General features: G+C 68.0%; 24 protein-coding genes. 13 read left to right on the top strand and 11 right to left on the bottom strand.

What is annotated here, in order from left to right:
- The 5 genes from ACXAID_RS05270 to ACXAID_RS05290 are packed head-to-tail and all read right to left on the bottom strand — an operon-like array spanning position 1 to position 4,886.
- Positions 1-426 (bottom strand): MaoC family dehydratase, encoded by a 426-nt coding sequence (locus tag ACXAID_RS05270; protein WP_475021133.1) that lies wholly within the window; start codon positions 424-426, stop codon positions 1-3.
- Complete coding sequence (locus ACXAID_RS05275) at positions 423-1,382, bottom strand: bifunctional MaoC family dehydratase N-terminal/OB-fold nucleic acid binding domain-containing protein (RefSeq protein WP_475021134.1); 960 nt, start codon at positions 1,380-1,382, stop codon at positions 423-425. The genes ACXAID_RS05270 and ACXAID_RS05275 overlap by 4 nt, the downstream gene beginning before the upstream one ends.
- Positions 1,379-2,542 carry an acyl-CoA dehydrogenase FadE29 gene (gene fadE29, locus ACXAID_RS05280; RefSeq protein WP_475021168.1) on the bottom strand — a complete coding sequence of 388 codons (1,164 nt, stop codon included), beginning with the start codon at positions 2,540-2,542 and terminating at the stop codon, positions 1,379-1,381. The genes ACXAID_RS05275 and fadE29 overlap by 4 nt, the downstream gene beginning before the upstream one ends.
- A 2-nt stretch (positions 2,543-2,544) precedes the next feature.
- Positions 2,545-3,591, bottom strand: a complete 1,047-nt coding sequence (locus ACXAID_RS05285) for an acyl-CoA dehydrogenase family protein (protein WP_475021135.1) — start codon at positions 3,589-3,591, stop codon at positions 2,545-2,547.
- A gap of 35 nt (positions 3,592-3,626) precedes the next feature.
- A complete protein-coding gene (locus ACXAID_RS05290; protein ID WP_475021136.1) occupies positions 3,627-4,886 on the bottom strand; it encodes a cytochrome P450 in 1,260 nt (419 codons plus the stop codon).
- 121 nt (positions 4,887-5,007) lie between these two features.
- Here ACXAID_RS05290 and ACXAID_RS05295 point away from each other — a divergent pair, with 121 nt between their 5' ends.
- From ACXAID_RS05295 to ACXAID_RS05320, 6 genes are all read left to right on the top strand, one after another.
- The gene (locus tag ACXAID_RS05295) at positions 5,008-6,171 is read left to right on the top strand and encodes a steroid 3-ketoacyl-CoA thiolase (protein ID WP_475021137.1); all 1,164 of its coding nucleotides are present in this window, start codon (positions 5,008-5,010) and stop codon (positions 6,169-6,171) included.
- A 7-nt stretch (positions 6,172-6,178) separates the two neighbouring features.
- Positions 6,179-6,562, top strand: coding sequence for a DUF8021 domain-containing protein (locus ACXAID_RS05300; RefSeq protein WP_475021138.1), 384 nt, complete (start codon positions 6,179-6,181; stop codon positions 6,560-6,562).
- A 66-nt stretch (positions 6,563-6,628) separates the two neighbouring features.
- Positions 6,629-7,048 carry a nitroreductase family deazaflavin-dependent oxidoreductase gene (locus ACXAID_RS05305; RefSeq protein ID WP_475021169.1) on the top strand — a complete coding sequence of 140 codons (420 nt, stop codon included), beginning with the start codon at positions 6,629-6,631 and terminating at the stop codon, positions 7,046-7,048.
- Between the two features lie 57 nt (positions 7,049-7,105).
- Positions 7,106-8,008 (top strand): glycosyltransferase family 2 protein, encoded by a 903-nt coding sequence (locus tag ACXAID_RS05310; protein WP_475021139.1) that lies wholly within the window; start codon positions 7,106-7,108, stop codon positions 8,006-8,008.
- 53 nt (positions 8,009-8,061) lie between these two features.
- On the top strand, positions 8,062-9,105 hold the full coding sequence (locus ACXAID_RS05315) for a cellulase family glycosylhydrolase (protein WP_475021140.1): 1,044 nt from the start codon (positions 8,062-8,064) through the stop codon (positions 9,103-9,105).
- A gap of 173 nt (positions 9,106-9,278) precedes the next feature.
- Complete coding sequence (locus ACXAID_RS05320; protein WP_475021141.1) at positions 9,279-10,571, top strand: ArnT family glycosyltransferase; 1,293 nt, start codon at positions 9,279-9,281, stop codon at positions 10,569-10,571.
- A gap of 18 nt (positions 10,572-10,589) precedes the next feature.
- Here ACXAID_RS05320 and ACXAID_RS05325 read toward each other — a convergent pair whose 3' ends face one another.
- A complete protein-coding gene (locus tag ACXAID_RS05325; protein ID WP_475021142.1) occupies positions 10,590-11,966 on the bottom strand; it encodes a tyrosine-protein kinase domain-containing protein in 1,377 nt (458 codons plus the stop codon).
- Between the two features lie 240 nt (positions 11,967-12,206).
- Between ACXAID_RS05325 and ACXAID_RS05330 the strand changes: the two genes are divergently transcribed.
- The gene (locus ACXAID_RS05330; protein WP_475021143.1) at positions 12,207-14,327 is read left to right on the top strand and encodes a hypothetical protein; all 2,121 of its coding nucleotides are present in this window, start codon (positions 12,207-12,209) and stop codon (positions 14,325-14,327) included.
- On the opposite strand, the gene ACXAID_RS05335 is transcribed toward ACXAID_RS05330, so the two are convergent.
- From ACXAID_RS05335 to ACXAID_RS05345, 3 genes are read right to left on the bottom strand one after another with little or no spacing between them, the layout of a single operon-like run.
- Positions 14,324-15,451, bottom strand: coding sequence for a glycosyltransferase family 4 protein (locus tag ACXAID_RS05335; RefSeq protein WP_475021144.1), 1,128 nt, complete (start codon positions 15,449-15,451; stop codon positions 14,324-14,326). The two genes, ACXAID_RS05330 and ACXAID_RS05335, sit on opposite strands and share 4 nt — an antisense overlap.
- Before the next feature lie 44 nt (positions 15,452-15,495).
- Entirely contained in the window at positions 15,496-16,449 is a 954-nt protein-coding gene (locus ACXAID_RS05340; protein ID WP_475021145.1) for an NAD-dependent epimerase/dehydratase family protein, read from the bottom strand.
- A gap of 34 nt (positions 16,450-16,483) precedes the next feature.
- Positions 16,484-17,584, bottom strand: coding sequence for a glycosyltransferase family 4 protein (locus ACXAID_RS05345; RefSeq protein ID WP_475021146.1), 1,101 nt, complete (start codon positions 17,582-17,584; stop codon positions 16,484-16,486).
- 126 nt (positions 17,585-17,710) lie between these two features.
- Between ACXAID_RS05345 and ACXAID_RS05350 the strand changes: the two genes are divergently transcribed.
- Positions 17,711-18,463: a DsbA family protein gene (locus ACXAID_RS05350; protein ID WP_475021147.1), complete on the top strand. Its 753-nt coding sequence runs from the start codon at positions 17,711-17,713 to the stop codon at positions 18,461-18,463.
- 7 nt (positions 18,464-18,470) lie between these two features.
- On the opposite strand, the gene ACXAID_RS05355 is transcribed toward ACXAID_RS05350, so the two are convergent.
- Positions 18,471-19,376, bottom strand: a complete 906-nt coding sequence (locus ACXAID_RS05355) for an SDR family oxidoreductase (RefSeq protein ID WP_475021148.1) — start codon at positions 19,374-19,376, stop codon at positions 18,471-18,473.
- Between the two features lie 13 nt (positions 19,377-19,389).
- Complete coding sequence (locus ACXAID_RS05360; protein ID WP_475021170.1) at positions 19,390-20,157, bottom strand: SDR family oxidoreductase; 768 nt, start codon at positions 20,155-20,157, stop codon at positions 19,390-19,392.
- A gap of 88 nt (positions 20,158-20,245) precedes the next feature.
- Between ACXAID_RS05360 and echA20 the strand changes: the two genes are divergently transcribed.
- The 5 genes from echA20 to ACXAID_RS05385 are packed head-to-tail and all read left to right on the top strand — an operon-like array spanning position 20,246 to position 24,884.
- Positions 20,246-21,001 carry a (7aS)-7a-methyl-1,5-dioxo-2,3,5,6,7,7a-hexahydro-1H-indene-carboxyl-CoA hydrolase gene (gene echA20 / locus ACXAID_RS05365; RefSeq protein ID WP_475021149.1) on the top strand — a complete coding sequence of 252 codons (756 nt, stop codon included), beginning with the start codon at positions 20,246-20,248 and terminating at the stop codon, positions 20,999-21,001.
- Complete coding sequence (gene ipdA / locus ACXAID_RS05370; protein WP_475021150.1) at positions 20,998-21,888, top strand: cholesterol ring-cleaving hydrolase subunit IpdA; 891 nt, start codon at positions 20,998-21,000, stop codon at positions 21,886-21,888. The genes echA20 and ipdA overlap by 4 nt, the downstream gene beginning before the upstream one ends.
- Positions 21,885-22,631 (top strand): cholesterol ring-cleaving hydrolase subunit IpdB, encoded by a 747-nt coding sequence (gene ipdB, locus ACXAID_RS05375; RefSeq protein WP_475021151.1) that lies wholly within the window; start codon positions 21,885-21,887, stop codon positions 22,629-22,631. Before ipdA ends, ipdB begins: the two co-directional genes overlap by 4 nt.
- A 7-nt stretch (positions 22,632-22,638) precedes the next feature.
- Entirely contained in the window at positions 22,639-23,712 is a 1,074-nt protein-coding gene (gene ipdC, locus ACXAID_RS05380) for a (3aS,4S,5R,7aS)-5-hydroxy-7a-methyl-1-oxo-octahydro-1H-indene-4-carboxyl-CoA dehydrogenase (protein ID WP_475021152.1), read from the top strand.
- 59 nt (positions 23,713-23,771) lie between these two features.
- Entirely contained in the window at positions 23,772-24,884 is a 1,113-nt protein-coding gene (locus ACXAID_RS05385) for an NDMA-dependent alcohol dehydrogenase (RefSeq protein ID WP_475021153.1), read from the top strand.

A 24,884-nucleotide genomic window follows, 5' to 3' on the forward strand; every position in this document is an offset into this window, starting at 1 on the left:
TCACTGGTCACCTCCGATGGTCAGCGTCGCGGTCGCGATGACATGGTCCCCGAGGCTGTTGCTGCCCACGACTTTCAGCGTGATCAGGCCATCGGCGATGTCGGTCACCTGTCCTTTGAACGTCACGGTGTCATAGGCGTACCAGGGCACACCCAACCGCAGGCCGATCGTCTTGATCACCGCACTTGGGCCGGCCCAGTCGGTGATGTAGCGCTGCACCAGACCGGTGTCGGTGAGGATGTTGACGAAGATGTCCTTGGACCCCTTGGCCTGAGCCTTGTCCCGGTCGTGGTGGACATCCTGATAGTCGCGGGTCGCGATCGCGGTCGAGACGATGAAGGTGGGATCGCCGTAGAGCGACAGCTCGGGCAACGTGGTGCCCACCTCGACATCGACGCCGTCGGGGGTTGTCGTCTTCGCCGTCATGTCACCGGCTCCCAGGCATACAGCGTCCATGCCGGACCCGACTCACCCTCCGGAAAGTCGATATAGGTGGCACGAACCGGCATTCCGATCTCGACGGCCGAGGGGTCCACATCGCGCAACTCGCCCAGCATCCGAACCCCTTCCTCCAACTCGACGAGCGCGATGACGAAGGGCAGGGTCCGTCCGGGCACCTTCGGCGCGTGGTGCACCACGAAACTGAACACCGTGCCGTTGCCACTGGCCACGACATAGTCGATCGGAGCGGCCTTGTCCTGCCACAGCGCAGGCACCGGCGGGTGCTGCAACGTCCCGTCCGGACGTTTCTGGATCCGCAGCTCGTGCGCGTCCACCCCCTCCCAGAAGAACTTGGTGTCCTTCGACGAAGCCGGGCGCATCATCGCCTCGGCGTCGAGATCCTCGGGAACTCCGGCGCCGGCGTCACGGTCGGCCGGGCGGAATTTCATTATCCGCCACATCATCTCGGCGACCGGTTCGTCGCCGACGAGCCAGGTGATCCGCTGGGTGATGAAGAACCCTTCACCGAGGGCGGTCCGCTTCGGGCCCACCACGTCGGTCAACTCCGCGGTGACGCTGACCTCTTCTCCGGGGCGCAGATAGCGGTGATAGGTCTGCTCACAGTTGGTGGCGACCACCCCGACAAATCCGGCGTCGTCGAACAGCTCGAGGATCTTGCCGAGCGGGTCGTCGTCGGGACGGGTGCCACCCAGGCCCATCATCGTCCACACCTGGATCATCGCCGGGGGCGCGACGACACCGGGATGCCCGGCGGCCCTGGCTGCTTGCTCGTCGACGTAGATCGGGTTCCTGTCGCCCATCGCGTCGAGCCAGTGGTCCACCATCGGCTGGTTCACCGGATGGCGACCGGTGCGCGGCTTGCTCTTCCCCTCGGCCTTGACCCGCTCCGCGGCGGCCTTGATGTCGTCTGTACCGGTCACCTGATGACCCTCGGCACCTTCAGCCCGGACGCGGCGATCATCTCGCGCATCACCTCGTTGACCCCGCCGCCGAACGTGATCACCAGATTGCGTTTGGTCATCTTGTCGAGCCAGTCGAGGAGTTCACCGGTCTCCGGGTCAGCGGGATCGCCGTACCTGCCGACGATCTCCTCGGCCAGCCGGCCGACCTCCTGGATCCGTTCGGTGGAGAACACCTTGGTAGCGGCCGCGTCGGCGACGGCGATGGTCTCGCCGGAGGCGGCCACCTGCCAGTTCAGCAGTTCGTTGACCCGCCAGATCGCCTTGATCTGGGCGAGCAGACGCGCCACGTCGGCGTGCTCGGCCGGGGTGACGCCGTCCGAGCCCGGCTTGGCGGCCCAGGCCTGGACCCGGTCGTAGATTCCGGCGACACGGCCGGCCGGCCCCAGTCCGACCCGCTCGTGGTTGAGCTGGGTGGTGATCAGCTTCCAGCCGCCGTTCTCCTCCCCCACCAGCATGTCGGCGGGCACCCGCACGTCGTTGTAGTACGACGCGTTGGTGTGGTGCGCACCGTCGGACAGGATGATCGGAGTCCACGAATAGCCGGGATCCTTGGTGTCGACGATCAGGATCGAAATCCCTTTGTGCTTGGCGGCATCCGGATCGGTCCGGCAGGCCAGCCAGATGTAGTCGGCGTCGTGGGCGCCGGTGGTCCACATCTTCTGACCGTTGACGATGAACTCGTCGCCGTGACGGACGGCCGTCGTACGCAGCGAAGCGAGGTCCGTGCCGGCCTCCGGCTCGGAGTAGCCGATGGCGAAGTGGATATCGCCGGAGAGGATTCCGGGCAGGAACTTCTTCTTCTGTTCGTCGGTGCCGTACACCTGCAGCGTCGGCCCGACCGTCTGCAGGGTCACCAACGGCAACGGCACGTCGGCACGGTTGGCCTCGTTGACGAAGATCTGCTGCTCGACCGGGCCGAAGCCCAGCCCGCCGTACTCCTTGGGCCAACCGACACCGAGCTTGCCGTCCGAACCCATCCGCTTGATCACCGCGCGGTAGGCCTCGTTGTGCCGGTCGGACTCCATCGCCGCGGCTTCCTCGGCGGTGATCAACGTCGAGAAGTACTGCCGCAGTTCGGCCTGCAGCTGGCGCTGTTCCGGCGTCAGTTCGATGTACATGCTCATCTCCCGTCGCTTCGCTCGCCCGGGCCAACTCCCACCATTTCGAGGTCTGCGAGGACGTCCAGGCGCAGCGCCGGGCCGCCCAGCAGCCGGGACAGATCCTTGATCGACGAGTAGTAGCGGTCCATCGGATAGGTGATGTCCATCCCCATACCGCCGTGCAGGTGGTGGCAGAGGCGCATCGCCGGCGGCGCCTGCGAGGTCAGCCAGTAGCCCAGCACCGCGAGGTCGTCCTGCGCGTCGAGGCCTTCGGTCATCAGCCACACCACCGAATTGGCCAGCAGTGAGATCGTCCGGGACGCGATGTACACCTCGGACAACTGGGCGGCCACCGTCTGGAACGTCGACAGCGGCCGGCCGAACTGCTCCCTGGTCGCGACGTAGTCGGCCGTCAGCCGCAGCGCTCCTGCAACCAGACCCGCCGCGTAGGCGCCGGTGACGGCGAGCACCAACGCATTCACCCGGGCCACCGTGGCGTCGTGGAGCACGTCGTCGTCGCCGACCGTCACGTCGGTGAATGTGACGGTGAATTCGTCGGAGCCGTTGGCCGCCGGTGTCTTCGCGACCGCGACACCGTCGGCGTCACCGGCCACGACCACGACGCCGTTGTCGGTGCCGACGATCAGCCAATCGGCCTGCTGCGCATAGCCGACGGCGATCTTGGTGCCGTTCAGCTTGCCTCCGGAGAACGTCACCGCAGGGCGGGCCGGCAGTTGGCGGCCGGGTTCGTTCAGCGCCAGGGTCAGCACCGAGCCCTTGCCTACGCCGGCCAGGTAGCGGTCCTGCTGTGCGTCGCTCGCCGCATCGAGCAGTACGGCGGTCGCACCGAGCGTCACCAACGCCGGGCTCACCGTCCCGTGCCTGCCGATCTCGGTCAGCGCGGTGGCGAGCTCGGCCAGCCCTACGCCGTCACCGCCGAGCCGCTCGGGAACCGCCAGCGCCGGCACGCCACCGGAGACCAGCGCCTCCCAGCTGTTTTCGCGACCCAGCACGGACGTCACCACGTCGGCGACAGCCTGCTGCCCTTCGTCTGGACTGAAGTCCACCCGAATCCTCCTTGATCCCGGTAAAGGTCAGTAGGTCAACTGCTGACGGGACACTTTCCCGTGTAGTCGACCTGCCAGTGCTTGATGCCGTTGAGCCAGCCCGACTTCAGTCGCTCCGGATCGCCGATCGGCTTCAGATCCGGCATGTTGTCGGCGACGGCGTTGAAGATCAGATTGATGGTCATCTTCGCGAGGTTGGCGCCGATGCAGTAGTGGGCTCCGGTGCCGCCGAACCCGACGTGCGGGTTGGGGTTGCGCATGATGTCGAACGAATGCGGGTTCTCGAAGACCTCTTCGTCGAAGTTGGCCGAGCGGTAGGACATCACCACACGCTCGCCCTTCTTGATCGCGACGCCGCTGAGCTCGGTGTCCTCGAGCGCGGTGCGCTGGAACGCCGACACCGGGGTGGCCCAGCGGACGATCTCTTCCGCAGCGGTCTCCGGGCGCTCCTTCTTGTAGAGCTCCCACTGTTCGGGGTTCTGCGCGAACGCGATCATCCCGTGGGTGATGGAGTTGCGGGTGGTCTCGTTGCCGGCCACCGCGAGCATCACCACGAAGAAACCGAACTCGTCGTCGGAGAGCTTCTCACCCTCGATGTCGGCCTCGATGAGCTTGGTGACGATGTCCTCGGTCGGGTTCTGCTTGCGTTCCTCGGCCATCTTCATCGCGTAGGTGATCAGCTCGAAGGAGGACATGGCCGGGTCGACGTCGGCGTACTCGGGGTCCTCTCCGGCGGTCATCTCGTTGGACCAGCGGAACAGCTTGTCGCGATCCTCCTGCGGCACACCGAGCAGACCCGCGATCGCCTGCAGCGGCAGCTCACAGGACACCTGCTCGACGAAGTCGCCGGAGCCCTCCGCAGCAGCGGTCTCGGCGATCTTCTGGGCCCGCGCCTTCAGTTCGGCCTCGAGCCGGCCGACGGCGCGCGGGGTGAATCCGCGGGAGATGATCTTGCGCAGCCGGGTGTGCTGGGGCGCATCCATGTTCAGCAGCACCGACTTCTGCAGATCGATCGCGTCGCGGGTCATGTCCTGCGGCCAGGTCGGGATCGCGCCGTCGGGAGAGCTGCCGAAGATCTCGTTGTGCTTGGACACCTCTTTGACATCCGCATGCTTGGTGACGAGCCAGTACCCTTTGTCACCGAAGCCCCCGGTACCGCCGGGAACGTCGACCCAGTGGATCGGCTCTGACTTGCGGAGCTCGGCGAGCTCCTCGACCGGAAGACGCTCGAGATTCAGGGTCGCGTCGAGGAAGTCGAAGTCCGGGGCAATGGGGCATGAACTTGGGCCAGGCATAGGGGTGCGCTCCTCAATTGCAACGTGTTCTAGTGCCAGTAAAACACGGCTTCTCCGCAGATGAAAGGCGCGGCAGCATCGCCGCTTGTCAGAGTAATGGAACGTGTTCTAGCCTGGCGGAATGGGTACCCCTGTCATCGTTGAAGCCACCCGCAGCCCGATCGGGAAGCGCAACGGATGGTTGTCCGGACTGCACGCGACCGAGTTGCTCGGGGCGGTTCAGCGGGCGGTGGTCGAGAAAGCCGGCGTCGACCCCGCCGAGGTCGAACAGGTCATCGGCGGCTGCGTCACGCAGTTCGGTGAACAATCCAACAACATCACCCGGGTGGGGTGGCTGGTGGCCGGCCTGCCCGAGCAGGTCGGTGCGACGACCGTGGACTGCCAGTGCGGCAGCGGGCAGCAGGCCAACGGGCTGATCGCCGGATTGATCGCCACCGGCGCGATCGACGTCGGCATCGCGTGCGGCATCGAGGCGATGAGCCGCGTCGGCCTGGGCGCCAACGCGGGCCCCGACCGCAGCATCATCCGCCCCGCGTCCTGGGACATCGACCTACCCGATCAGTTCACCGCCGCCGAGCGGATCGCCAAGCGGCGCGGCATCACCCGTGAGGACATCGACCGGTTCGGCGTCGACTCGCAGCGCAAGGCCAAGCAGGCCTGGGCCGAGGGCCGGTTCGACCGCGAGATCAGCCCCATCGAGGCCCCGGTGCTCGACGAGAACAAGCAGCCGACGGCCGAACGTGCGCCCGTCACCCGCGACCAGGGGTTGCGCGACACCACCGTCGAAGGCCTGGCATCGCTGAAACCGGTGATGGAAGGCGGAATCCACACCGCGGGTACCTCTTCGCAGATCTCCGACGGTGCTGCGGCGGTCCTGTGGATGGACGAGGACAAGGCCAAGGCCCTCGGGCTGCGCCCGCGCGCCCGCATCGTCAGTCAGGCCCTGGTCGGCGCCGAGCCGTACTACCACCTCGACGGGCCTGTGCAATCCACCGCGAAGGTGCTCGAGAAGGCCGGTATGAAGATCGGCGACATCGACATCACCGAGATCAACGAGGCGTTCGCCTCGGTCGTGCTGTCGTGGGCGCGGGTCCACGAGCCCGACATGGACACCGTCAACGTCAACGGTGGCGCGATCGCGCTCGGCCATCCGGTCGGCAGCACCGGCAGCAGGCTGATCACCACCGCGCTGCACGAACTCGAGCGCACCGACAAGACCACCGCGCTGATCACGATGTGCGCCGGCGGCGCCTTGTCGACCGGGACGATCATCGAGCGGATCTAGGGTGCCCGTGATTTCCGAGACGGACCGCATCGCCGCGGCCCAGGCCTACATCAGCGCACTGGCCAGCCACGATGCCGACGACGTGCCGTTCGCGTCGGGATGCACCCGCATCGAGGTCGGTATCAAGACCGGATTCTCCGGGAACCATCTGCGCCGCAGCCTCAATCGCGGACTGCAGTACCGCGTCATCGAGTCGGTGAGTATCCCCGAGTTCACTGTCGACGGCGACACCGTCCGGGCCCGATTCGACCTGTCGACCAAGCCGTCGGTGGCCGGGCGCAAGGTCGGGGCCCACATCGACGAGACGTTCCGCATCCCGGCCGACGATCCGTCGGGCAGAGCACAGATCCACCACATCAACGCCGCCATCCGGCCGTTCCTGACGAGATAGGGTCTTGCCGTGGCCACTGCACCCAAGGGTCTGAACTCCAAGCAGGCCGGAACCGTCATCAAGTGGATGTCCCGGTTCAACACGTGGGCCTACAAGGCCACCGGCGGACGCCTCGGCGCCAGCTGGCGGGGCGGCTCCAATCGCTTCTCGGCTCCGCCGCCGGTCGGCATCCTGACCTCGATCGGCCGCAAGTCCGGACAGCCGCGGGAAAGCCCGCTGCTGTTCCTGCGCGAAGGGAACCGGGTGGTGCTCGTGGCCTCGCAGGGCGGCCGGGCCGGCAACCCGATGTGGTACCTGAACATCCAGGCCAACCCCCGGGTCACGTTCCAGATCAAGAGCGAAGTGCTCGAGCTGATCGCCCGCGACGCCACCGATGCCGAGCGCGACGAATACTGGCCCAGGCTGGATGCCATCTACCCTGACTTCGCCAACTACCGGTCCTGGACCGACCGCAAGATCCCGATCATCATCTGCGATCCGGCCTGAGGTTTCGGCGCCGTCGAGCCGGCGGCCCCCAGCAAACGGTCGATTACACTTCGACGCATGACTGCGAGCCTGCCGGATCCGGCCCGCATGCGGATCGGTGTGGCGATCACAACGGTCGGCCGGTGGCCCGCGCTTCGTGATCTGCTCGGCGACCTGGCTGCGCAGACATACCCGCCCGCCGCGGTGGCGATCGCACACCACGACGCGGCCGGCACCGCGGAGCTCGACCAACTCGTGGGCACCTTCGCCGACACCCTCGACATCCGCACAGTGCTCAGTCCGCGCGGTATCTCGAACGGCCGCAATGCCGCGGCCGCAGCGCTGGCCGGCGACGCGGACTGGCTCTGGTTCCCGAACGACACCAGCCGCGTCGATCCGGACTTTCTCGAGCGCGTCTCCCGGCACTGCCGAGGATCGGTGACCGCGTGCGCACTCCAGTTGGTCGACCGCGAAGGCCCCCGGAATCCGCTTCCGCCAGCCGGGTCGAAGCTCACAAGGCGTACCGCGTGGGGAGCGATGGAACCCGCGACAATCATTCGACGCGAGGACTTCCTCGCTGTCGGCGGATTCGATCCGGAGCGGGGTTCGGGTGCGGATTCTCCGTGGCAATCTGGTGAAGGCCCAGACCTGCTGCTGCGCATGGCCGCGCGAGACGGGTTCGAGATCGTGTGGGTCGGCGACATCGTCGTCCACGCGCAGACCGAGTTCGCCCATCTACCGCCCCAGGAGCGCCGGCGGAAGCAACGCAGCTACGGGCGCGGAGCCGGATATGTCCTGCGCACCTGGAACTATCCGCTCTGGTACAAGGCGGCGCACCTGCTCGCGGCAGCTCTGATGCCGCTGCGCAATCCCAAGAAGTTCGGCCCCGGCGAGGCGTTCGCCCTGCTGATCGGACGCGCCGAGGGCCTGTTGGGCCGGACGTTCAGCCATGGGACCGACCACCGGGCGATAGTTCGATGACCGCCCGCCCGGCCCCGCGAAGTCGGGTACCGGTGCGGGCGGAATGGAAGCGCTTGACTCACCTGCTGGCGGTTGTCCTGATCGCCCTTACGGCGATGTCCTGCCACGCCGAGGGTCCGGCCAGGCCGGTCGAGATCGGGATGCTCGTGCACTTCCGTGGCGCCGACGCGGCATCCATCGAGCGGCAGTTCGACCTGATGGCCGCGATGAACGTGAAGTGGGTCAGGCTCGACATCGACTGGGCCGTGATCGAAAGCGAGCGCGGGCGATTCGATTGGGCGCAGACCGACAGGTTCGTCGACGCGGCGCTGGCCCGGCAGATGAACGTGCTGGCGGTTCTCGCGTTCACCCCGGAATGGGCACGGCAACCCGCCCCCGGCCCGGCCAAGTCGTCCCGGCATCTGCGGCCTCGAAACCTGGCGGACTACGGGGACTTCGCTCGAATCGCCACCGCCCGCTACGCGTCGCGCGGGGTGCACAGTTGGGAGATCTGGAACGAACCCAACATCCGGCACTTCTGGCCGCCGCGGCCCGACGCCGATCAGTACGGTGAACTCTTCCGGGTGGCCGCCGACGCGATACGGGACGTCGATCCACAAGCGATCATCCTCATCGGTGGGCTGTCTCCGAAATTCGAGGTGCCGGGTTCGGAAATCGAGCCGGCGGCCTACCTCGAGCAGCTCTACGGCAATGGCACCGCACAACTGGCCGACGGGGTCGCGGCGCATCCGTACACGTTCCCCAAGCTGCCCATGGACACCCAGCAGCGAACCGAAGGCGGTTTCAGTGAACTGCCCGCGCTGCACGCCGTGATGGTCCGCCACGGAGACGGCCTGAAGAAGGTCTGGATCACCGAGTTCGGCGCCCCGACTGGGACCGGCACCCATTCGGTGTCCGAGGAGGACCAGGCCGCCAGCCTGGCGCAGGCTCGCAAGCTCGTCGCAGGCTGGTACTGGGCCGGACCGCTCATCTTCTACGAACTCGTCGACGGCGGAACGGATCCCACCGACATCGCGGAGAACTTCGGCGTGTTGCGCGCGGATCTCACCCCCAAGGCGGCCGCACGGGCACTCATGGCCTCGGGCGGCGGGGGCTGAGCACCTCAACACCGGTCCCGGTCCGGCGGCAGCCACCGGTCCGTCTGCTCTTGCGTCGTCGTTACGGCATTGCTTAGGCTCAATACCTGCGCAAACAAGGCGGCGAGGGGAACGATCGAACCATGGACGTCGGTTCGGCGCGGCGACCACACCGCCCAGTCGCAGGCCCGTCCATGAGTGCCAGAGCCCTGTTGTTGTGGGCCCTGGGTACCGCACTGGTGTTGCGCGTCGCCGTGATGATCCTCAAGAGCGACATCTCGCAGGGTGCGAACATCTGGGAGTACGGCGAGCAGGGCCTGTGCGCGCTCGAGAACAACGGCCAACTCTGTCTCCACTATTCGCCCGACGGACAGGCCAGCTACCCGTCGGCCTACATGCCCCCGATGCTCAGCTACCTCTGGCTCGGCCTGTTCCATGTCTTCGGCGACGGCACGGCGGCCCGGGCGGTCTGGCTCGCCGCCAATCTGGCGGCCGGACTCGGCTGCGTGGCGTTGGTGTTCTACCTGTCGCTGAAGCTGTGGCCCTCACGCTGGGCGGCGTTCGCGGCCGCCATGCTCATCGCCTGCTACCCCACGTTCGTCTTCGTGACGGCGACCTACCATCAGACGAACTGGGCGGTGCTGTTACTCCTGGCGGTCACCGCCGTCGCGGTCAAGCTGGCGGCAGGAGCCAACCCACTGCTGTACGGCGCCGCCGGCGGACTTCTCTGTGGGCTCGCCGCGCTCAACCGCACCGAGATGCTCCTGATCGGACCCGTTCTGATCGCGCTGGGGGCGTTCTGGAAGCGTCGGTTCTCCACCGTGCTGAAGGTGGGGCTGGCCGGGGCGTTGGCGATGATGCTGGTGATCGCTCCGTGGACGCTGCGCAACTACGACACGTTCGGGCGATTCATCCCGACTGCGCAGAGCATGGGCTACAACCTCTGGAAAGGGTTCAACCCGTACACGAACGGGTCGGGCAACCTGTCCGAGGCGACCGATGGTCCCGGCCGCGCTGAGCTGGTCGCGATCCAGGAGTCGGTGCCGGAGGGGCCCGGGTACGAAACGCGGGTGCAGGACGCCTACATGGAAGCGTTTCAAGCCGACGTGCGCGACGCCTCCCCGCTGCGGCTCATCGAGCTGACCGCCAACAAGGTCCTGCTGTTGTGGGGCTACGACTGGACCGACCTGGAGACCACGGCCGGGCTCGCGTACCTCGTGCCGTGGTTGGTGACGACCCTTCTCGCCATCGTGGGTTTCGTCGCGGCGTGGCGTCGGCGGCGGTGCGTCCGGACCGCCGCCGCGACGATCTACGGCACCGCCGTCGTCCTGCTCACCGTGTCCTACGCAGTGACCACCGTGCACGCGCGCTACCGGATGCACCTCGAGCCGTACCTGTTCATCATGGCCGGAATCGGCATCCAGGTGCTGTGGTTTCGGGTCCTTCAGGCTCGCGCAGAGCGGGCACGACGTGACCTGCCCCGGTAGCGGACGCAGATACCCCGGTCAGTCGTCGGCTGCGTCCTTGTGGTGGGTCATCGTCAGGACGACGCCGATCACGGTCGTCCCGGCCCGACCGAGGACATCCACCGCGGCTGCCAGCCTCTTGCGTTTCGTCCTGTGCAGGCGCGCGAGGACGAGCACTCCCTGTGCGCTGCGGGCCACGATGGCGGCATCGATGGTCCGCAGTGACGGGGAATCGACGATGACATAGTCGAATTGGCTGCCCAAGGTACTCAGCACGTCCTTGGTGGCCGGGGATCCGAGTAGTTCGGTGGGGCTGGGCAACACCGCCCCGGAGGTGAGCACACTCACCCCGGCCAGGCGCGTTTCCTGGAGCGACTCCTGAAGGGTCGCCGCACCGGTGAGCACGGTGGTCAGACCCGGCTCGGCCGGCACGCCGAGATACGAGGCGACCCGCGGGCGCCGGAGATCGGCGTCGACGACGGCGACGTTGTAGTCGGACTGGGCCAACGCCTGTGCGAGGTTGACCGCAGTCGTCGTTCGGCCCTCGCCGGCCATCGAACTGGCCACCACGATCACCCGGGGCCCGTCGGTGACCTCGAGGAACTGCAGGTTGACCCGCAGATCGCGAAAGGCGTCGGCGATCGGTGAGTGATCGCTGCCGAAGGAGATCAGCGGGTCCTTCCGGCGGCGCTCGTCGAATGGGATGTCGGCGATCACCCCGACACCGGTGACCGACTCGACAGTGGCCGCGCGGCGGATCGCTCCGTCCAGCCGGTCGCGAACGAGTGCGATGACGATGCCGAGGACGAGACCGAGCATTCCGGCGATCGCCAGGTTCCGAGACGTCTTGGGCGTGATCGAAGCGTCCGGGGTCTCGGCGCGCTGCTCGACCATCACCCGCGCGTTGGGTTCCACACCGAACCGCGGGGTCTCCAGCCCCGCGGCCATGACGGCGAATTCGTCGGACAGCGTGTTGGCGATGTCGCGCGCCTGCTCGGGCGACGGGTCGGTCACCGTGACGTAGATGAGAACGGTGTCCGTCGGCGCGCTCGCCTCGACCCGCGACTGCAGGTCGGACGCGGACATGTCGAGGCCGAGGCTGTCGACGGTGCGCTGCGCGACGACCTCGCTCATCAACAGCTCGATGTAGGACAGGACGCGACGCTGCGCGAAGAGGTCACCGTCGTTGGCCTCGGTGTTGTCGCCCTCCGAACTCGTCGACACGAACAGCAGCGTCGAAGCCTGGTACAGCGGTGTGCCGAGCAGCGAATAGCCGAGTGCGCCGAGAACGGCCACGGCGAATGTCACGCAAACAACGAGCCACCGGGTGCGCAGAATCCGTACGAAATCCTGGACTGTCAAGTGCGACCCTTCATCGCCGATGCTCCCTCGTCGTTGCCACCTGCGCACCACCATGGCCGTGCTGTGGTCGTCACGCTATCCCAGAATGCTGTCCGGCCCCCCGCCGCGCCACAATCCGGTGACCTCATGTTATGCCGTGATCACGGCGTCATAGGACAGGCGGGCAGTGTCACCGGACTCCGCGCCGTCGCGCCGACACGGCGCTGCCGGTGATCGAACGTCGCCCGCGTATGCCGCCGGTATAGTCCTAGACCCTGACGTATTTGGAGCTCGAACACCCGAAGGTAGAACAGCGTGCACCCGGTCAGTTCAGTCCTGCTAGCGGTTCCGCAGCGACTTCGGGCTCAACGAGCCGTCGCACGCGGGCAACTGCGCAACACGCTGCGGATACTGGCCGCGGCATGGTTGCTGATCCTTCCGGCGATGTTCGCCGGTGCGGGTGTCGGACAGGCGCAGCCCGGTGACGAGGACACCGTCACCGCCCCCGGCGACGACGGTTCGTTCCCGCTGAGCTGGCCCGCGCTCGGCTTGACCGACAACGTGGTCCTCGACCCGTACATCAGTCTCGGTGACTACACCCCGCAGACCTACAGCGTGCCGGTGCCCGCGGGGATGTCCGCGACGCGGCTACAGGGCATCATCCGGCGGGCGACGAACACCGCGCCCGGCTATCTGTCCATCAATGACAGCACCGGCAGGTTGCTCGCAGCGGTCGAACTGCCGCCTCCGGGGGCAGCGACCGCGGTGGCCCCCTTCGACGTGGACATATCGACTGCGCAGGTGCGCGCAGGGGTGATGGACCTGTCCTTCACCGTCCAGCCGACTGAACCCATCGACCGCGTCTGCGGCCCGCTGCAGCTGATCACCCTGAGCGACCTGTCCACGGTTTACACCGGGATCGAAGCCCCGGTGACCACCATCGCCGAGTTCTTCCCGCAGGTACTCGACCGGGTGAGCGTCTATGCACCGTTCGACGCCGACGCCGCCGAACAGCAGTCGGTATTGACCCTGGTCTCGACTCTGGCGCGGCTGTACCAGGCCCAGGCCCTGCCCATCACCGTCGTCAACCAGCCGCGAGGCGCAGCTCCCCCGCCGGTCGGCCAGCGCAGCCGCGCGATCGTCGTCGAGAGCGGTGACGCCGGTCTCGAGCTGGAGAACCCCGGCACCCCGGGAACCTACCTCCGGGTCTCCGGCAGCGGTGAGGAACTCACCACGCAGGTGTCGCTTCTGGTCAACGAGCTGCAGTCGATGGCACAGGCGCCCTTCGTCCGGGTCGACCAGGCCGGCGCGCCCGCCACCCCGGCCGGCGACACGGTCACCTTCGACCAGATGGGCATAAGCGGTCAACTCGACGTCCTTCGGACGAACCGCCTGTCGGTCGCGGCGCCCGTGTCTGCGCTGGGTTCCGGCCGGGTCGACTCCGTCGAGGTGCATCTGCTCGCCGACTACACCCCGGTGGCCGACGGTGACGCGGCCACCGTCGTCATCCGGTCCAACGGTGCCGTCGTCTACCGGTCACTGCTCGACGACAGCGGCCGCCTGGATGCGACGTTCACCGTGGACCGGCAGGAGTTGGGCCAATGGATGGCCCTCGAATTCGTCCTCACCTACACCCCGCGCCAGATCTGTGGGCCACTGATCGCGCCGCTGACCTTCCAACTCGATCCTCGATCGACGATGACCGTCCACCAGGGCGGCCCCCCGCGGGGCGGTTTCGCCGCGTTCCCCTCCGAGTTCAGCCCCACGTACATGGTCGCGCTCGACGGCAGCAGCCCGAACCAACTCGGCTACGCCGCCGCTGTCGTCGCCTCCGTCGCCGAACAGACGACCACCCAGCTGACTCCCCAAGTCGTCGACCTCGAATCCGCCGCCGAGTCCACCTCCGGTGCGCTGATCGTGGCCCGGTCGGAGGCGATCCAGCAGACCGCCCTGACCCCGCCGGTGAGCGGGGACGACACCGTCGTGGATTTCCGGCTGCCCACCGAGCTCCGCGCGAACATCCAGGACGGGATCGGGTCGATCCAGGCCTTCGCCGACCAAGCCCGCAACCGTTCCGTCGTGCTCGTCACGACGACTGGGGCGTGGACGCTGGTGGACCCACTGTTCGGCTACCTCGAGCAGGCTGACGGTGGCTGGGCGCAGTTGTTCGGGGACGTGCTCGCCGCCGGGGTCGCCGGCACCCCGACGAACGTCGAGATCCGGGCCGGCGCCGACACCGCCGAGGCGTCCGATGCCGGCGAGGGAGCCCAATCGCCGTCCCAGTTACCGAATCCGTGGATCCTCGGCGGGGTCGCCGTGGCGGTGATCGCCGTCATCGGCACGGTCGCGGCGGCCCTGTGGGCACGCCGGCGGCGTGCCGCCCGACCTGCCGGACCCGACGACGAGCCGTCGAGCACGCCGGGACACCGCGCCTAGCGCCGGCGTCCGGACAGCTCGGCGGCAACCGCCTCGGCTGCGGTGTCGAAGAAGATGCCGGCCTGACGGGCGGTGACATGCGCCCAGCCGCGCGCGGCCAGCCGGGCGGCGGCCACCTCGTCACGGCAGTACGTGCGCAGCAGGTCCGCCAGCGCGTGCTGATCGCGAGGGTCGAAATAGTCAGCCCCGCCGCCGCAGGTCTCCCGCAGCGCGGGGATGTCGGAAGCCAACACCGCGGTGTGCGCCGCCATCGCCTCGATCGGTGGCAGGCCGGCACCTTCGTGCAGGGACGGCATGACCAGCAGATCGGCTCCGGCCACCAGCGCGCGCAGCACGTCGAAGTCGAGTCGGCCCATCACCTGGACCCGGTCGCCCTGCTGTTCTGCCAGGGCCGCCACCCGCTCATCGCCACCGCGCAGCGACTCCCCGCTGCCGGCGATCACCAGGGTCTGGGTGATGTCGTCGGCGACCTCGGAGAACGCCTCCAACAGCAGCGGCAGGTTCTTGTGCCACTTGGTGTTTCCGACGTAGAGGATGTAGCGCCCGGACACCGGGCACAGCGCCGGGTCGGCCGGCCGGAACCACGCCTCATCCACCGGGAGCGGTGTCACCATCACCGTGGCGGACGGTCGTAGCCGCGCCAGGGAGTCCGCCGTCGCGATCGAGGGCGTGAACACGATGCGGCAGCGGCGTGCATCGAGGGTCATCATCAGCCGGGCGTAGGTGCGCCGGGCCCGGTTCTGCCCGCTGATGTCGTACGGCCTCAGGTGCATGGTGTCGTGCACGGTTGCGAACACCTCGACCCGGCGGTTTCGCGGCCGCAGCGTCGCGAGCGGAAACGGGTAGTGCGGCACCCACAGCGCTCGGGGGGTCACCGTTCGCAGCGCGCGATCCCACAGCCGCTGCTCGGCCATCGAATACATCGGAGCTGCGTCGGGCTCGGTGATCACCGTCGTGCTGTCCCGCAGCGGCGGAACCGCGTGCTCGGCGGCCAGCACCGCCAGAGACAGTCCACGGTCGGCGAAAGTGCTCTCCAGGTGGGGCAGCAACAAGCCGATGTAGGTGCCGATGCCGCTCTGCCGGATGTGGCGCGCGTCGAACAGCAGATCGATCTGTGTGCTCACCTACCTGCCCCCTTCTACCGGCGAACGTGCACTGACGGCCCGACTCAGCGCAGCCGGCCTTCCAATGCGGGCAGGAATTCCGGGCTGTCCCACATGCGCCGCAGCGTCTCGTCCAGTCCGTGCTGCGGAGTCCAACCGAAGACGTCCCGGATCTGGGAGATGTCGGCACCCAGGTAGGGGCGGTCCACCGCCCGCATCCGGCTGGCGTCCTGACGCACCTCGAAATCGAGGCCGAGGACCGAACGCATCCGGTCCACGATCTCCATCACCGAGTACTGCCGGCCGCTGCCGAGGTTGACGACCTCGCACTCGCCGGGCGGCGGTGCGCTGCCGATCGCGGCCGCGGCGAAGCCTCCGGCCGCGTCCTGCACGTCGATGTAGTCGCGCTTGGGCCAGGTGTTGCCCAGCTCGATCGCCTCGGGATTCCCGCGGAGCTGCACGACGATCGCCGGCAGCAGATGCGGGTTGGTCTCGCCCGGACCGATGACGTTGAACAATCGCACGATGACGCCGGACAGCCCGCGGCTGGAAGCGAACATCCGCACGTAGTCCTCGCCGTGGGCCTTGGTGATGCCGTAGATGTCGACCGGCTCGACCACGGACTCCGATTCGCGATGGGGGGCCTCGTCCGGCCGGTAGACCGCGCCGCTGCTGGCGAACACGAACCGGGTGCCGGGTTTACACGCGGCCAGCACGTTGACCGTGCCGGCGACGTTGGTGGCCACGGCATTGGCCGGATCGCCGTCACATTCCGGGATGTAGTGGATGGCCGCCAGGTGCACGACGACGTCCGGGCCGAAGTCGTCGGTCAGGGCCCGGGTCGCCGCCGGGTCACGCAGGTCAACGCGCTCGAAGGCGAACCCGTCGGGTTCGCCGGCCAGCCAGTCCGGGGTGCCGTACCGCAACAGGTCGGCCACGAGCACGTCGGCTTCTTCCCGCAGCGCGCGCACCAGCTCCCTGCCGACGAACCCCGCTCCACCGGTCACCATGATGCGCATGTGCAGTCCCCCGCTTCCCCGGTCCGATCCGTTGTCATCTGCCTGCCACCGCTCGCACGCAGCCCTCCAGGGTGTCGGCGATCCGCGACCAGTCCAGGAAACCCGCTCCGGCCAATCCCGCCTGGGAGAACACATCCCAGTCCGATTCGACTGCCAGCAGCGCGTCGGCGAACTCGGCGGGCCCGGTACCGCAGACCACACCGGCGCGGTACTGGGTCACCACATCCTTGGCGCCGTTCTCCGGGAAGTCGGCGGTCACCACGGGCAGACCGCTGGCCATGGCCTCGGCGATGACGCGCGGGAATCCCTCCCGGCGGCTGGGCATTCCGAGTACGGCCGCGCGGGAGAGCAGGCGGATCTTCTCCGCCTCGTCCACCGACCCGACCACCTGCACCCGGTCGGACACCGCGCAGCGACGCGCATACTCCTCGATCTCACCGCGCGACGGGCCGTCGCCGGCGATCACCAGATCCCCGGGCAACCCACGGCCGACGGCGATCTCGAAGGAGTCGATGAGCAGCGACAGGTTCTTGTGCGGGGCCAGCCGGCCGACGTAGAGCACCCCGGAGCGCTCGCTGCGAGCACTGCACCGGTACCGCTCGGTCACGATGCCGCTGGGCAGCACCGTGCACGGCCGCCCGGACTGGGCGGTGATGGCCGTCGCCACCGCCTCGCTCACCGCGAAGTTCGAGCCGACCAGCTTGGGCAGCCTGGGCTGGAGGAGCCGGAACAACCGGTCGTCGCGTACCTCGCACCAGTGGATGCCGCTGCGCGCCCGAACCGCCTTGGGCAGCGCGGTCACGTGCATCAACGGCCACTCGTTGAGCAGGAAGAAGTCGTAGTGGGTCTTGGCCGCCAGTCGCCGCACCCCGGCGCTGTAGCGCACGATGTCGAACCAGTTCCGCCGCAGCGCCGCAATGGCCGGGTTCAGGTAGTCGCCGCCGTTGGGGTTGCGGTGCACTGTGACGCCGTTGATCCGCTCGTGCGCGGCAAGCCCACCCACGTGCCCGATGCAGAACACGTCGACGTGATGTCCGCGGCGCACCATCGCCTCGGCCAGCTCCTGGAAGAACACTTCCTGCCCGCCGACGCTGGGTGTGTAGAGCTCGGTCAGGAACGCGAGCTTGAGCGCCACTGGACCTGCCTAACGTCGGATCAGCCGGAACTCTCGGTGATGTTACCGGTGCCGGTCTCCGCGAGCCGGTCAGTCGCCGAACTCAGCGAACACCGCCATCACCCCGGTCGGCCTACCATCGGGGTCATGACGCAGTCCCCGTCCACGTCGCCTGGCGCAACGTATGACCTGCACTTCTACTTCGACCCTGTCTGCCCGTTCGCCTGGATGACCAGCAAGTGGGTCCGGCTGGTGGCCACCCGGCGGGACTACCGGGTGGACTGGCGATTCATCTCGTTGCGAATTCTCAACGCGCACATCGACTACGACGCGCACTTTCCGCCGGAGTACGAAGCCGGGCACACCGCCGGACTACGCCTGCTGCGGGTGCTGGCGCGGGTGCGCGCCGAACACGGGCGCGGTGCCGTCGGAGGGCTCTACGAGGCGGTCGGCGCCCGCATCTTCGACACGGCACGCAGCGCCGATCCACTCGAGGCGGCTGCGCAGGGCACCCGGGAACTGATCGAGCCACTGCTGGGTGCGGCCGGGCTGCCCACCGGCCTGGCCGACGCTCTCGACGACACCGACCTCGACCGGGAGATCCGCGCCGAGACCGATGAGGCGCTAGCGCTGACCGGACGTGACGTCGGCACCCCGATCCTGCACTTCCAGCCGCCGGGCGGCACCGCGTTCTTCGGGCCGGTGATCAGCCGCCTGCCTGCCCCCGACGATGCGGTGGCGCTGTGGGATCACGTGATCGCGCTGGCGTCGTTTCCCGGTTTCGCCGAATTGAAGCGCTCGCTGCGTGAACTGCCTCAGCTGGCCGGCCTGGGTGTCGATGTCGACGAGGTCGGCAAACAGGAGGACTGGCATGGCGGCAGCCGCCGGCTCAAGAAGTGAGGCCCCCTCAGGCTCCGTAGACAGGCACCGCCGGCCGCGCCTTGGCCAGCAGATCAGCCACCACCGGGCCGAGGTCGGCCGGATCCCACTTGGCGCCCTTGTCGATCTGCGGGCCGTGTGCCCAGCCCTCGGCGACCCGGATCTTGCCGCCCTCGACCTCGAACACCCTGCCCGTCACCTCGCGGGACTCGGGGCTGCCGAGCCACACCACCAACGGTGAGACGTTCTCCGGTGCCATCGCATCGAAGTCGGCGTCCTGGGTGGACATCATGTCGGCGAACACCGTCTCGGTCATCCGGGTGCGCGCCGACGGCGCGATCGCGTTGACGCTGACCCCGTAGCGGCCCATCTCGGCGGCGGCGACCAAGGTCAACGCCGCGATACCCGCCTTGGATGCGCTGTAGTTCGCCTGCCCGACACTGCCCTGCAGCCCGGCGCCGGAGCTGGTGTTGATGATCCGGGCGTCGACCGTGTTGCCGGCCTTGGACTGTGCGCGCCAGTACGCGCCAGCGTGCTTCATCGTGGCGAAGTGCCCCTTTAGGTGCACCGCGGTGACGGCGTCGAACTCCTCTTCACTGGTGTTGGCGAGCATCCGGTCGCGCACGATCCCGGCGTTGTTGACCAGCACGTCCAGCCCGTCGAAGGCGTCGACGGCCGTCTGGATCAGCCCCTCGGCCTGCGCCCAGTCGGCGACGTTGGCGCCGCTGGTGACGGCTTCGCCTCCGGCGGCGACGATTTCGTCGACCACGCTCTGGGCAGCGCTACCGCCGCCGGCGGGCGAGCCGTCGAGGCCGACTCCGATGTCGTTGACCACCACCCGGGCGCCTTCGTCGGCGAAGGCCAGGGCGTGCGCCCTGCCGATTCCGCCGCCTGCACCCGTCACGATGACCACGCGGCCGTCGAGCAGTCCCATTGCTGTCGTCTCCTTACTTGATGTCGGCTGTCGTGGTCGACAGGTAGTGCGGCGGTTCTCCGCCACCATGGACCTCGAGCGAGGCCCCGCTGATGTAGGAAGCGGCATCGGAGGCCAGAAATGCTGCCGCCCAACCGATGTCCCCGGGTTTGGCCAGCCGCCCCAGCGGCACGTTGGCCGAGATCGCGGCGATGGATTCGGCGTCACCGTAGAACAGTTCGGCCTGTTCGGTCTCGACCATGCCGACCACGACCGCGTTCACCCGCACCTTCGGGGCCCACTCGACGGCCAGGGTGGCTGTCATGTTGTCCATGCCGGCCTTCGCCGCGCCGTACGCGACGGTCCCCGGGGTTGGACGGGTGCCGCTGACGCTGCTGATGTTGACGATGGAGCCGCCGGCGGGTTGGGCCTGCATCACCGCGTTGACGTGGGTGGACACCGACAGCGCCCCGAGCAGGTTGAGCTCGATGATCTTTCGGCTGAAATTCGCCGACGCCTCGGCCGCCGGCACATGCGGCGAGCCGCCTGCGTTGTTGACGACGACGTCGAGCCGGCCATGGTCGGCGACGACACCGTCGACGAGCCCCTTGACGGCGGCGTCGTCGCGGATGTCGCAGGCGCGGAACTCGTAGGGCGACCCCTCGACCGGGCGGCGCGCGCAGGTCACCACGGTGGCTCCCTGGTCGGCGAAGACCTTGCTGATACCGGCCCCGACGCCGCGTACGCCGCCCGTGACGAGCACGACGCGGCCGGCGAGACCGAGGCTTATCGCGGCGGGCACGTGCCTGTCGGCGGTGTCAGTCACTGTGCTAGCGTACCAAGCAAATGCTTGCTTAGGTAGCCGCCCCGTAGTCAGCCCAGGAGTGCGCATGACGATTTCCACAGCGACCGTGGAACCGGGCATCGTCTCGGTCACCGTCGACTACCCGCCCGTCAACGCGATCCCCTCGCGCGGGTGGTTCGAACTGGCCGACACGATCACCGCGGCCGGCCGCGACATGAGCACCCATGTGGTCGTGCTGCGCGCCGAGGGACGCGGATTCAACGCCGGCGTCGACATCAAGGAGATGCAGAAGACCGAGGGCTTCACCGCGCTGATCGACGCCAACCGCGGCTGCTTCGAAGCCTTCCGTGCGGTCTACGAATGCGCGGTGCCGGTCGTTGCGGCGGTCAACGGCTTCTGCGTCGGCGGCGGCATCGGCCTGGTGGGCAACGCCGATGTGATCGTGGCCTCCGACGACGCCACCTTCGGCCTGCCCGAGGTCGAACGCGGCGCACTGGGCGCGGCCACGCATCTGTCACGCCTTGTGCCCCAACATATGATGCGCCGGCTGTTCTTCACCGCCGCCACCGTCGACGCCGACACCCTGCACCACTACGGGTCGGTGCACGAGGTGGTGCCGCGCGCCGAACTCGACGAGGCCGCGTTGCGGGTTGCCCGCGACATCGCCACCAAGGACACCCGGGTGATCCGCGCCGCCAAGGAAGCGCTGAACTTCATCGACGTGCAGAAGGTCAACTCGAGCTACCGCATGGAGCAGGGCTTCACGTTCGAACTGAACCTCGCCGGGGTGTCCGACGAACACCGGGACGCGTTCGCCGGAACCGCCAAGGGGAAGCCATGACAGACAAGCGCACCACGCTCGACGAGGCCGTCTCGTCGATCGAAAGCGGGATGACCGTCGGCATCGGCGGCTGGGGTTCGCGGCGCAAGCCGATGGCCTTCGTGCGCGCCCTGCTGCGCACCGACGTCACCGACCTCACCGTGGTCACCTACGGCGGTCCCGATGTCGGGCTGCTGTGTTCTGCCGGCAAGGTCAAGCGCGTCTACTACGGCTTCGTCTCGCTGGATTCGCCGCCGTTCTACGACCCCTGGTTCGCGCGAGCCCGCACCACGGGTTCGATCGAGGCACGGGAGATGGATGAGGGCATGCTGCGCTGCGGGCTGCAGGCCGCCGCCCAGCGGCTGCCGTTCCTGCCGATCCGCGCCGGTCTCGGCAGCGACGTGCGGGCCTTCTGGGGCGAGGAACTCAAGACCGTGCGCTCGCCCTACCCGACCGGTGGCGGCTACGAGGAGCTGATCGCGATGCCGGCGCTGAACCTCGACGCCGCCTTCGTGCACATGAACGCCGGCGACTCGGCGGGCAACGCCGCCTACACCGGCATCGATCCGTACTTCGACGATCTGTTCCTGATGGCGGCGGCCCGCCGCCACCTGTCGGTGGAGAAGGTGGTGAGCACCGAGGAACTGATCAAATCCGTTCCGCCGCAGGCGTTGCTGATCAACCGGATGATGGTCGACACGGTGGTCGAGGCCCCCAACGGTGCCCACTTCACCACCGCCGAGCCCGACTACCGCCGCGACGAGAAGTTCCAGCGGCACTACGCCGAGGCGGCCGGCTCCGACGAGACCTGGGAACAGTTCGTGGCGACCTACCTGTCCGGCAGTGAGGCCGACTACCAGTTCGCGGTGCGCGCATTCGCCGAGCAGCAGAGGGAGGCCTCGAAGTGATCGCCGTGACCCGCCCAGAGGTGTGCGCCGTCGCCTGCGCCGAACTGTTCCGTGACGCAGGCGAGATCATGGTCAGCCCGATGACCACGATCGTGTCCATCGGGGCCCGGCTGGCCAGGCTGACGTTCTCCCCCGACATCCTGCTGACCGACGGGGAGGCACGCCTGATCGCCGACACCCCGGCGATCGGCGCCCCCGCGGCCATCGAGGGCTGGATGCCCTTCGGCCGGGTCTTCGAGACCCTGGCCTGGGGCCGCCGCCACGTCGTGATGGGCGCCAACCAGATCGACCGTTACGGGAATCAGAACCTGTCGGCCTTCGGGCCGCTGCAGCACCCGAAACGCCAGATGTTCGGTGTGCGCGGCGCGCCGGGCAACAGCATCAACCACGCAACGAGCTACTGGGTGGGCAACCACTCCAAGCGGGTGTTCGGCGACTCGGTCGATGTGGTGTCCGGGATCGGCTGGGACAAGGTCGATCCGGACAATCCCGCCTTCCGGTTCGTCAACGTCTACCGGGTCGTGACGAACCTCGGCGTGTTCGACTTCAACGGACCCGACCATCAGATGCGCGCGGTGTCCCTGCATCCCGGCGTGGCGCCCGAACAGGTCGCCGAGAACACGTCCTTCGAGGTCCACGGTCTGGAGGGAGCCGACACCACCCGGCTTCCCACCGAAGACGAGCAGAAGCTGCTGCGCGAGGTCATCGACCCGAAGTCGCTGCGCGACAAAGAGGTGAAGTAGGTACGGCATGACCTCCCGTCTGAAGACCCCGCTGACCGAACTGGTCGGCATCGAACACCCGGTGGTGCAGACCGGGATGGGCTGGGTGGCCGGTGCGCGCCTGGTGGCCGCGACGTCTAACGCCGGCGGCCTGGGCATCCTCGCGTCGGCCACGATGACCCTCGATGAACTCGAGACGGCCGTGGCCAAGGTCAAGGCGGCCACCGACAAGCCGTTCGGGATCAACATCCGCGCCGACGCCGGCGACGCCAAGGAGCGCGTCTCCCTCCTGATCCGCGAAGGAGTCAAAGTCGCCTCCTTCGCTCTGGCCCCCAAGCCCGACCTGATCGCCGAGCTCAAAGACGCCGGCGTCGTGGTCATCCCGTCGGTGGGTCTGGCCAAGCACGCCAAGAAGGTCGCCGGCTGGGGCGCCGACGCCGTGATCGTCCAGGGCGGCGAGGGTGGTGGCCACACCGGGCCGATCGCGACCACCCTGTTGCTGCCCTCGGTGCTCGACGCGGTCGCCGACACCGGCATGCCGGTGATCGCGGCGGGCGGCTTCTTCGACGGCCGCGGGCTGGCCGCGGCGTTGACCTACGGGGCGGCCGGAGTCGCCATGGGCACCCGCTTCCTGCTGACCTCGGACTCCACCGTTCCCGACACGGTCAAACAGCGCTATCTGCAGGCCGCGCTGGACGGCACCGTGGTGTCCACCAAGGTCGACGGCATGCCGCACCGGGTACTGCGCACCGGGCTGGTCGAGAAGCTGGAGAGCGGTTCACCGCTGCGGGGCCTGTCGGCCGCGGTCGGCAACGCCCAGAAGTTCAAGAAGATGTCGAAGATGTCCTGGCGCTCGATGATCAGCGACGGGATGGAGATGCGCCACGGCAAGGACCTGACCTGGTCGCAGGTGATCATGGCCGCCAACACCCCGATGTTGCTCAAAGCCGGTCTGGTGGAAGGCAACACCGATGCCGGTGTGCTGGCCTCCGGTCAGGTCGCCGGCATCCTCGACGATCTGCCGTCCTGCGCCGAGTTGGTCCCCTCGATCGTCGCCGAGGCCGTCGAGCAGCTGCGCAAGGCGTCCGGCTACATCGTCTAGATCGTCTAGTCCGTCAAACCGACCCCTGGCCGACCGAGGTCTTCTTAGACTGGCGAACCATGAAGACCAACGCAGCGATCCTGTGGGAGTACGGCGGGGACTGGACCGTCGAGGAGATCGACCTGGACCCGCCCGGTGACGGCGAGGTCCTGGTGTCCTGGGAGGCCACCGGGCTGTGCCACTCCGACGAGCACATCCGCAGCGGCGACCTGCCCGCCCCGCTGCCCTTGATCGGGGGGCACGAGGGCGCGGGGATCGTTCGGGAAGTCGGTGCCGGTGTCGTCGGTCTGGCGCCCGGCGACCACGTCGTCGCGTCGTTCCTGCCGGCCTGCGGCCGGTGCCGGTTCTGCTCCACCGGCCATCAGAACCTCTGCGACCTGGGCGCGATGATCATGGCCGGAACGCAGCTGGACGGCTCGTATCGCCGGCGTGCTCGCGGCCAGGACATCGGTGTGATGGCGCTGGTCGGTACGTTCTCGCAATACGGCACGGTGCCGGAGGCATCGATCGTCAAGATCGACGACGACATCCCGCTGTCGCGGGCGTGCCTGCTCGGGTGCGGTGTCACGACGGGGTGGGGTTCGGCGGTCAACACCGCCGATGTTCAGCCGGGTGACACCGTCGTGGTCATCGGGTTCGGCGGAATCGGCAGCGGTGCCGTGCAGGGTGCCAGGCTGGCCGGCGCGGAGAAGATCGTTGTCGTCGAGCCGGTGGAGAGCAAGCGCGAGAAGGCGATTGCGCTCGGAGCCACGCATTTCGTCACCTCGCTGGAGGAGGCCACGGCGCTGGTGGCCGACCTGACCCGCGGCGTGATGGCCGACTCCGCCATCTTGACCGTCGGCCTGTTGGAGGGCGCGATGCTCGAGGACGCCGCCAACATCATCCGCAAGGGCGGTGCGGTGGTGATGACCGCGCTGTCCACCATGGCCGACAACTCACCCACGCTGGGCTTGATGATGTTCACGCTGTTCCAGAAGCGGCTGCTGGGCAGCCTCTACGGCGAGGCCAACCCGCGCGCCGACATCCCGCGGCTGTTGTCGCTGTACCGCGAGGGCAAGCTGCTGCTCGACGAGACGGTCACCCACGAGTACAAACTGGCCGAGGTCAACGAGGGATACCAGGACATGCGGGACGGCCGCAACATCCGCGGCGTCATCCTGCACGACCACTGA

The sequence above is a fragment of the Mycobacterium sp. ABE4_509 genome (genome assembly GCF_056160785.1).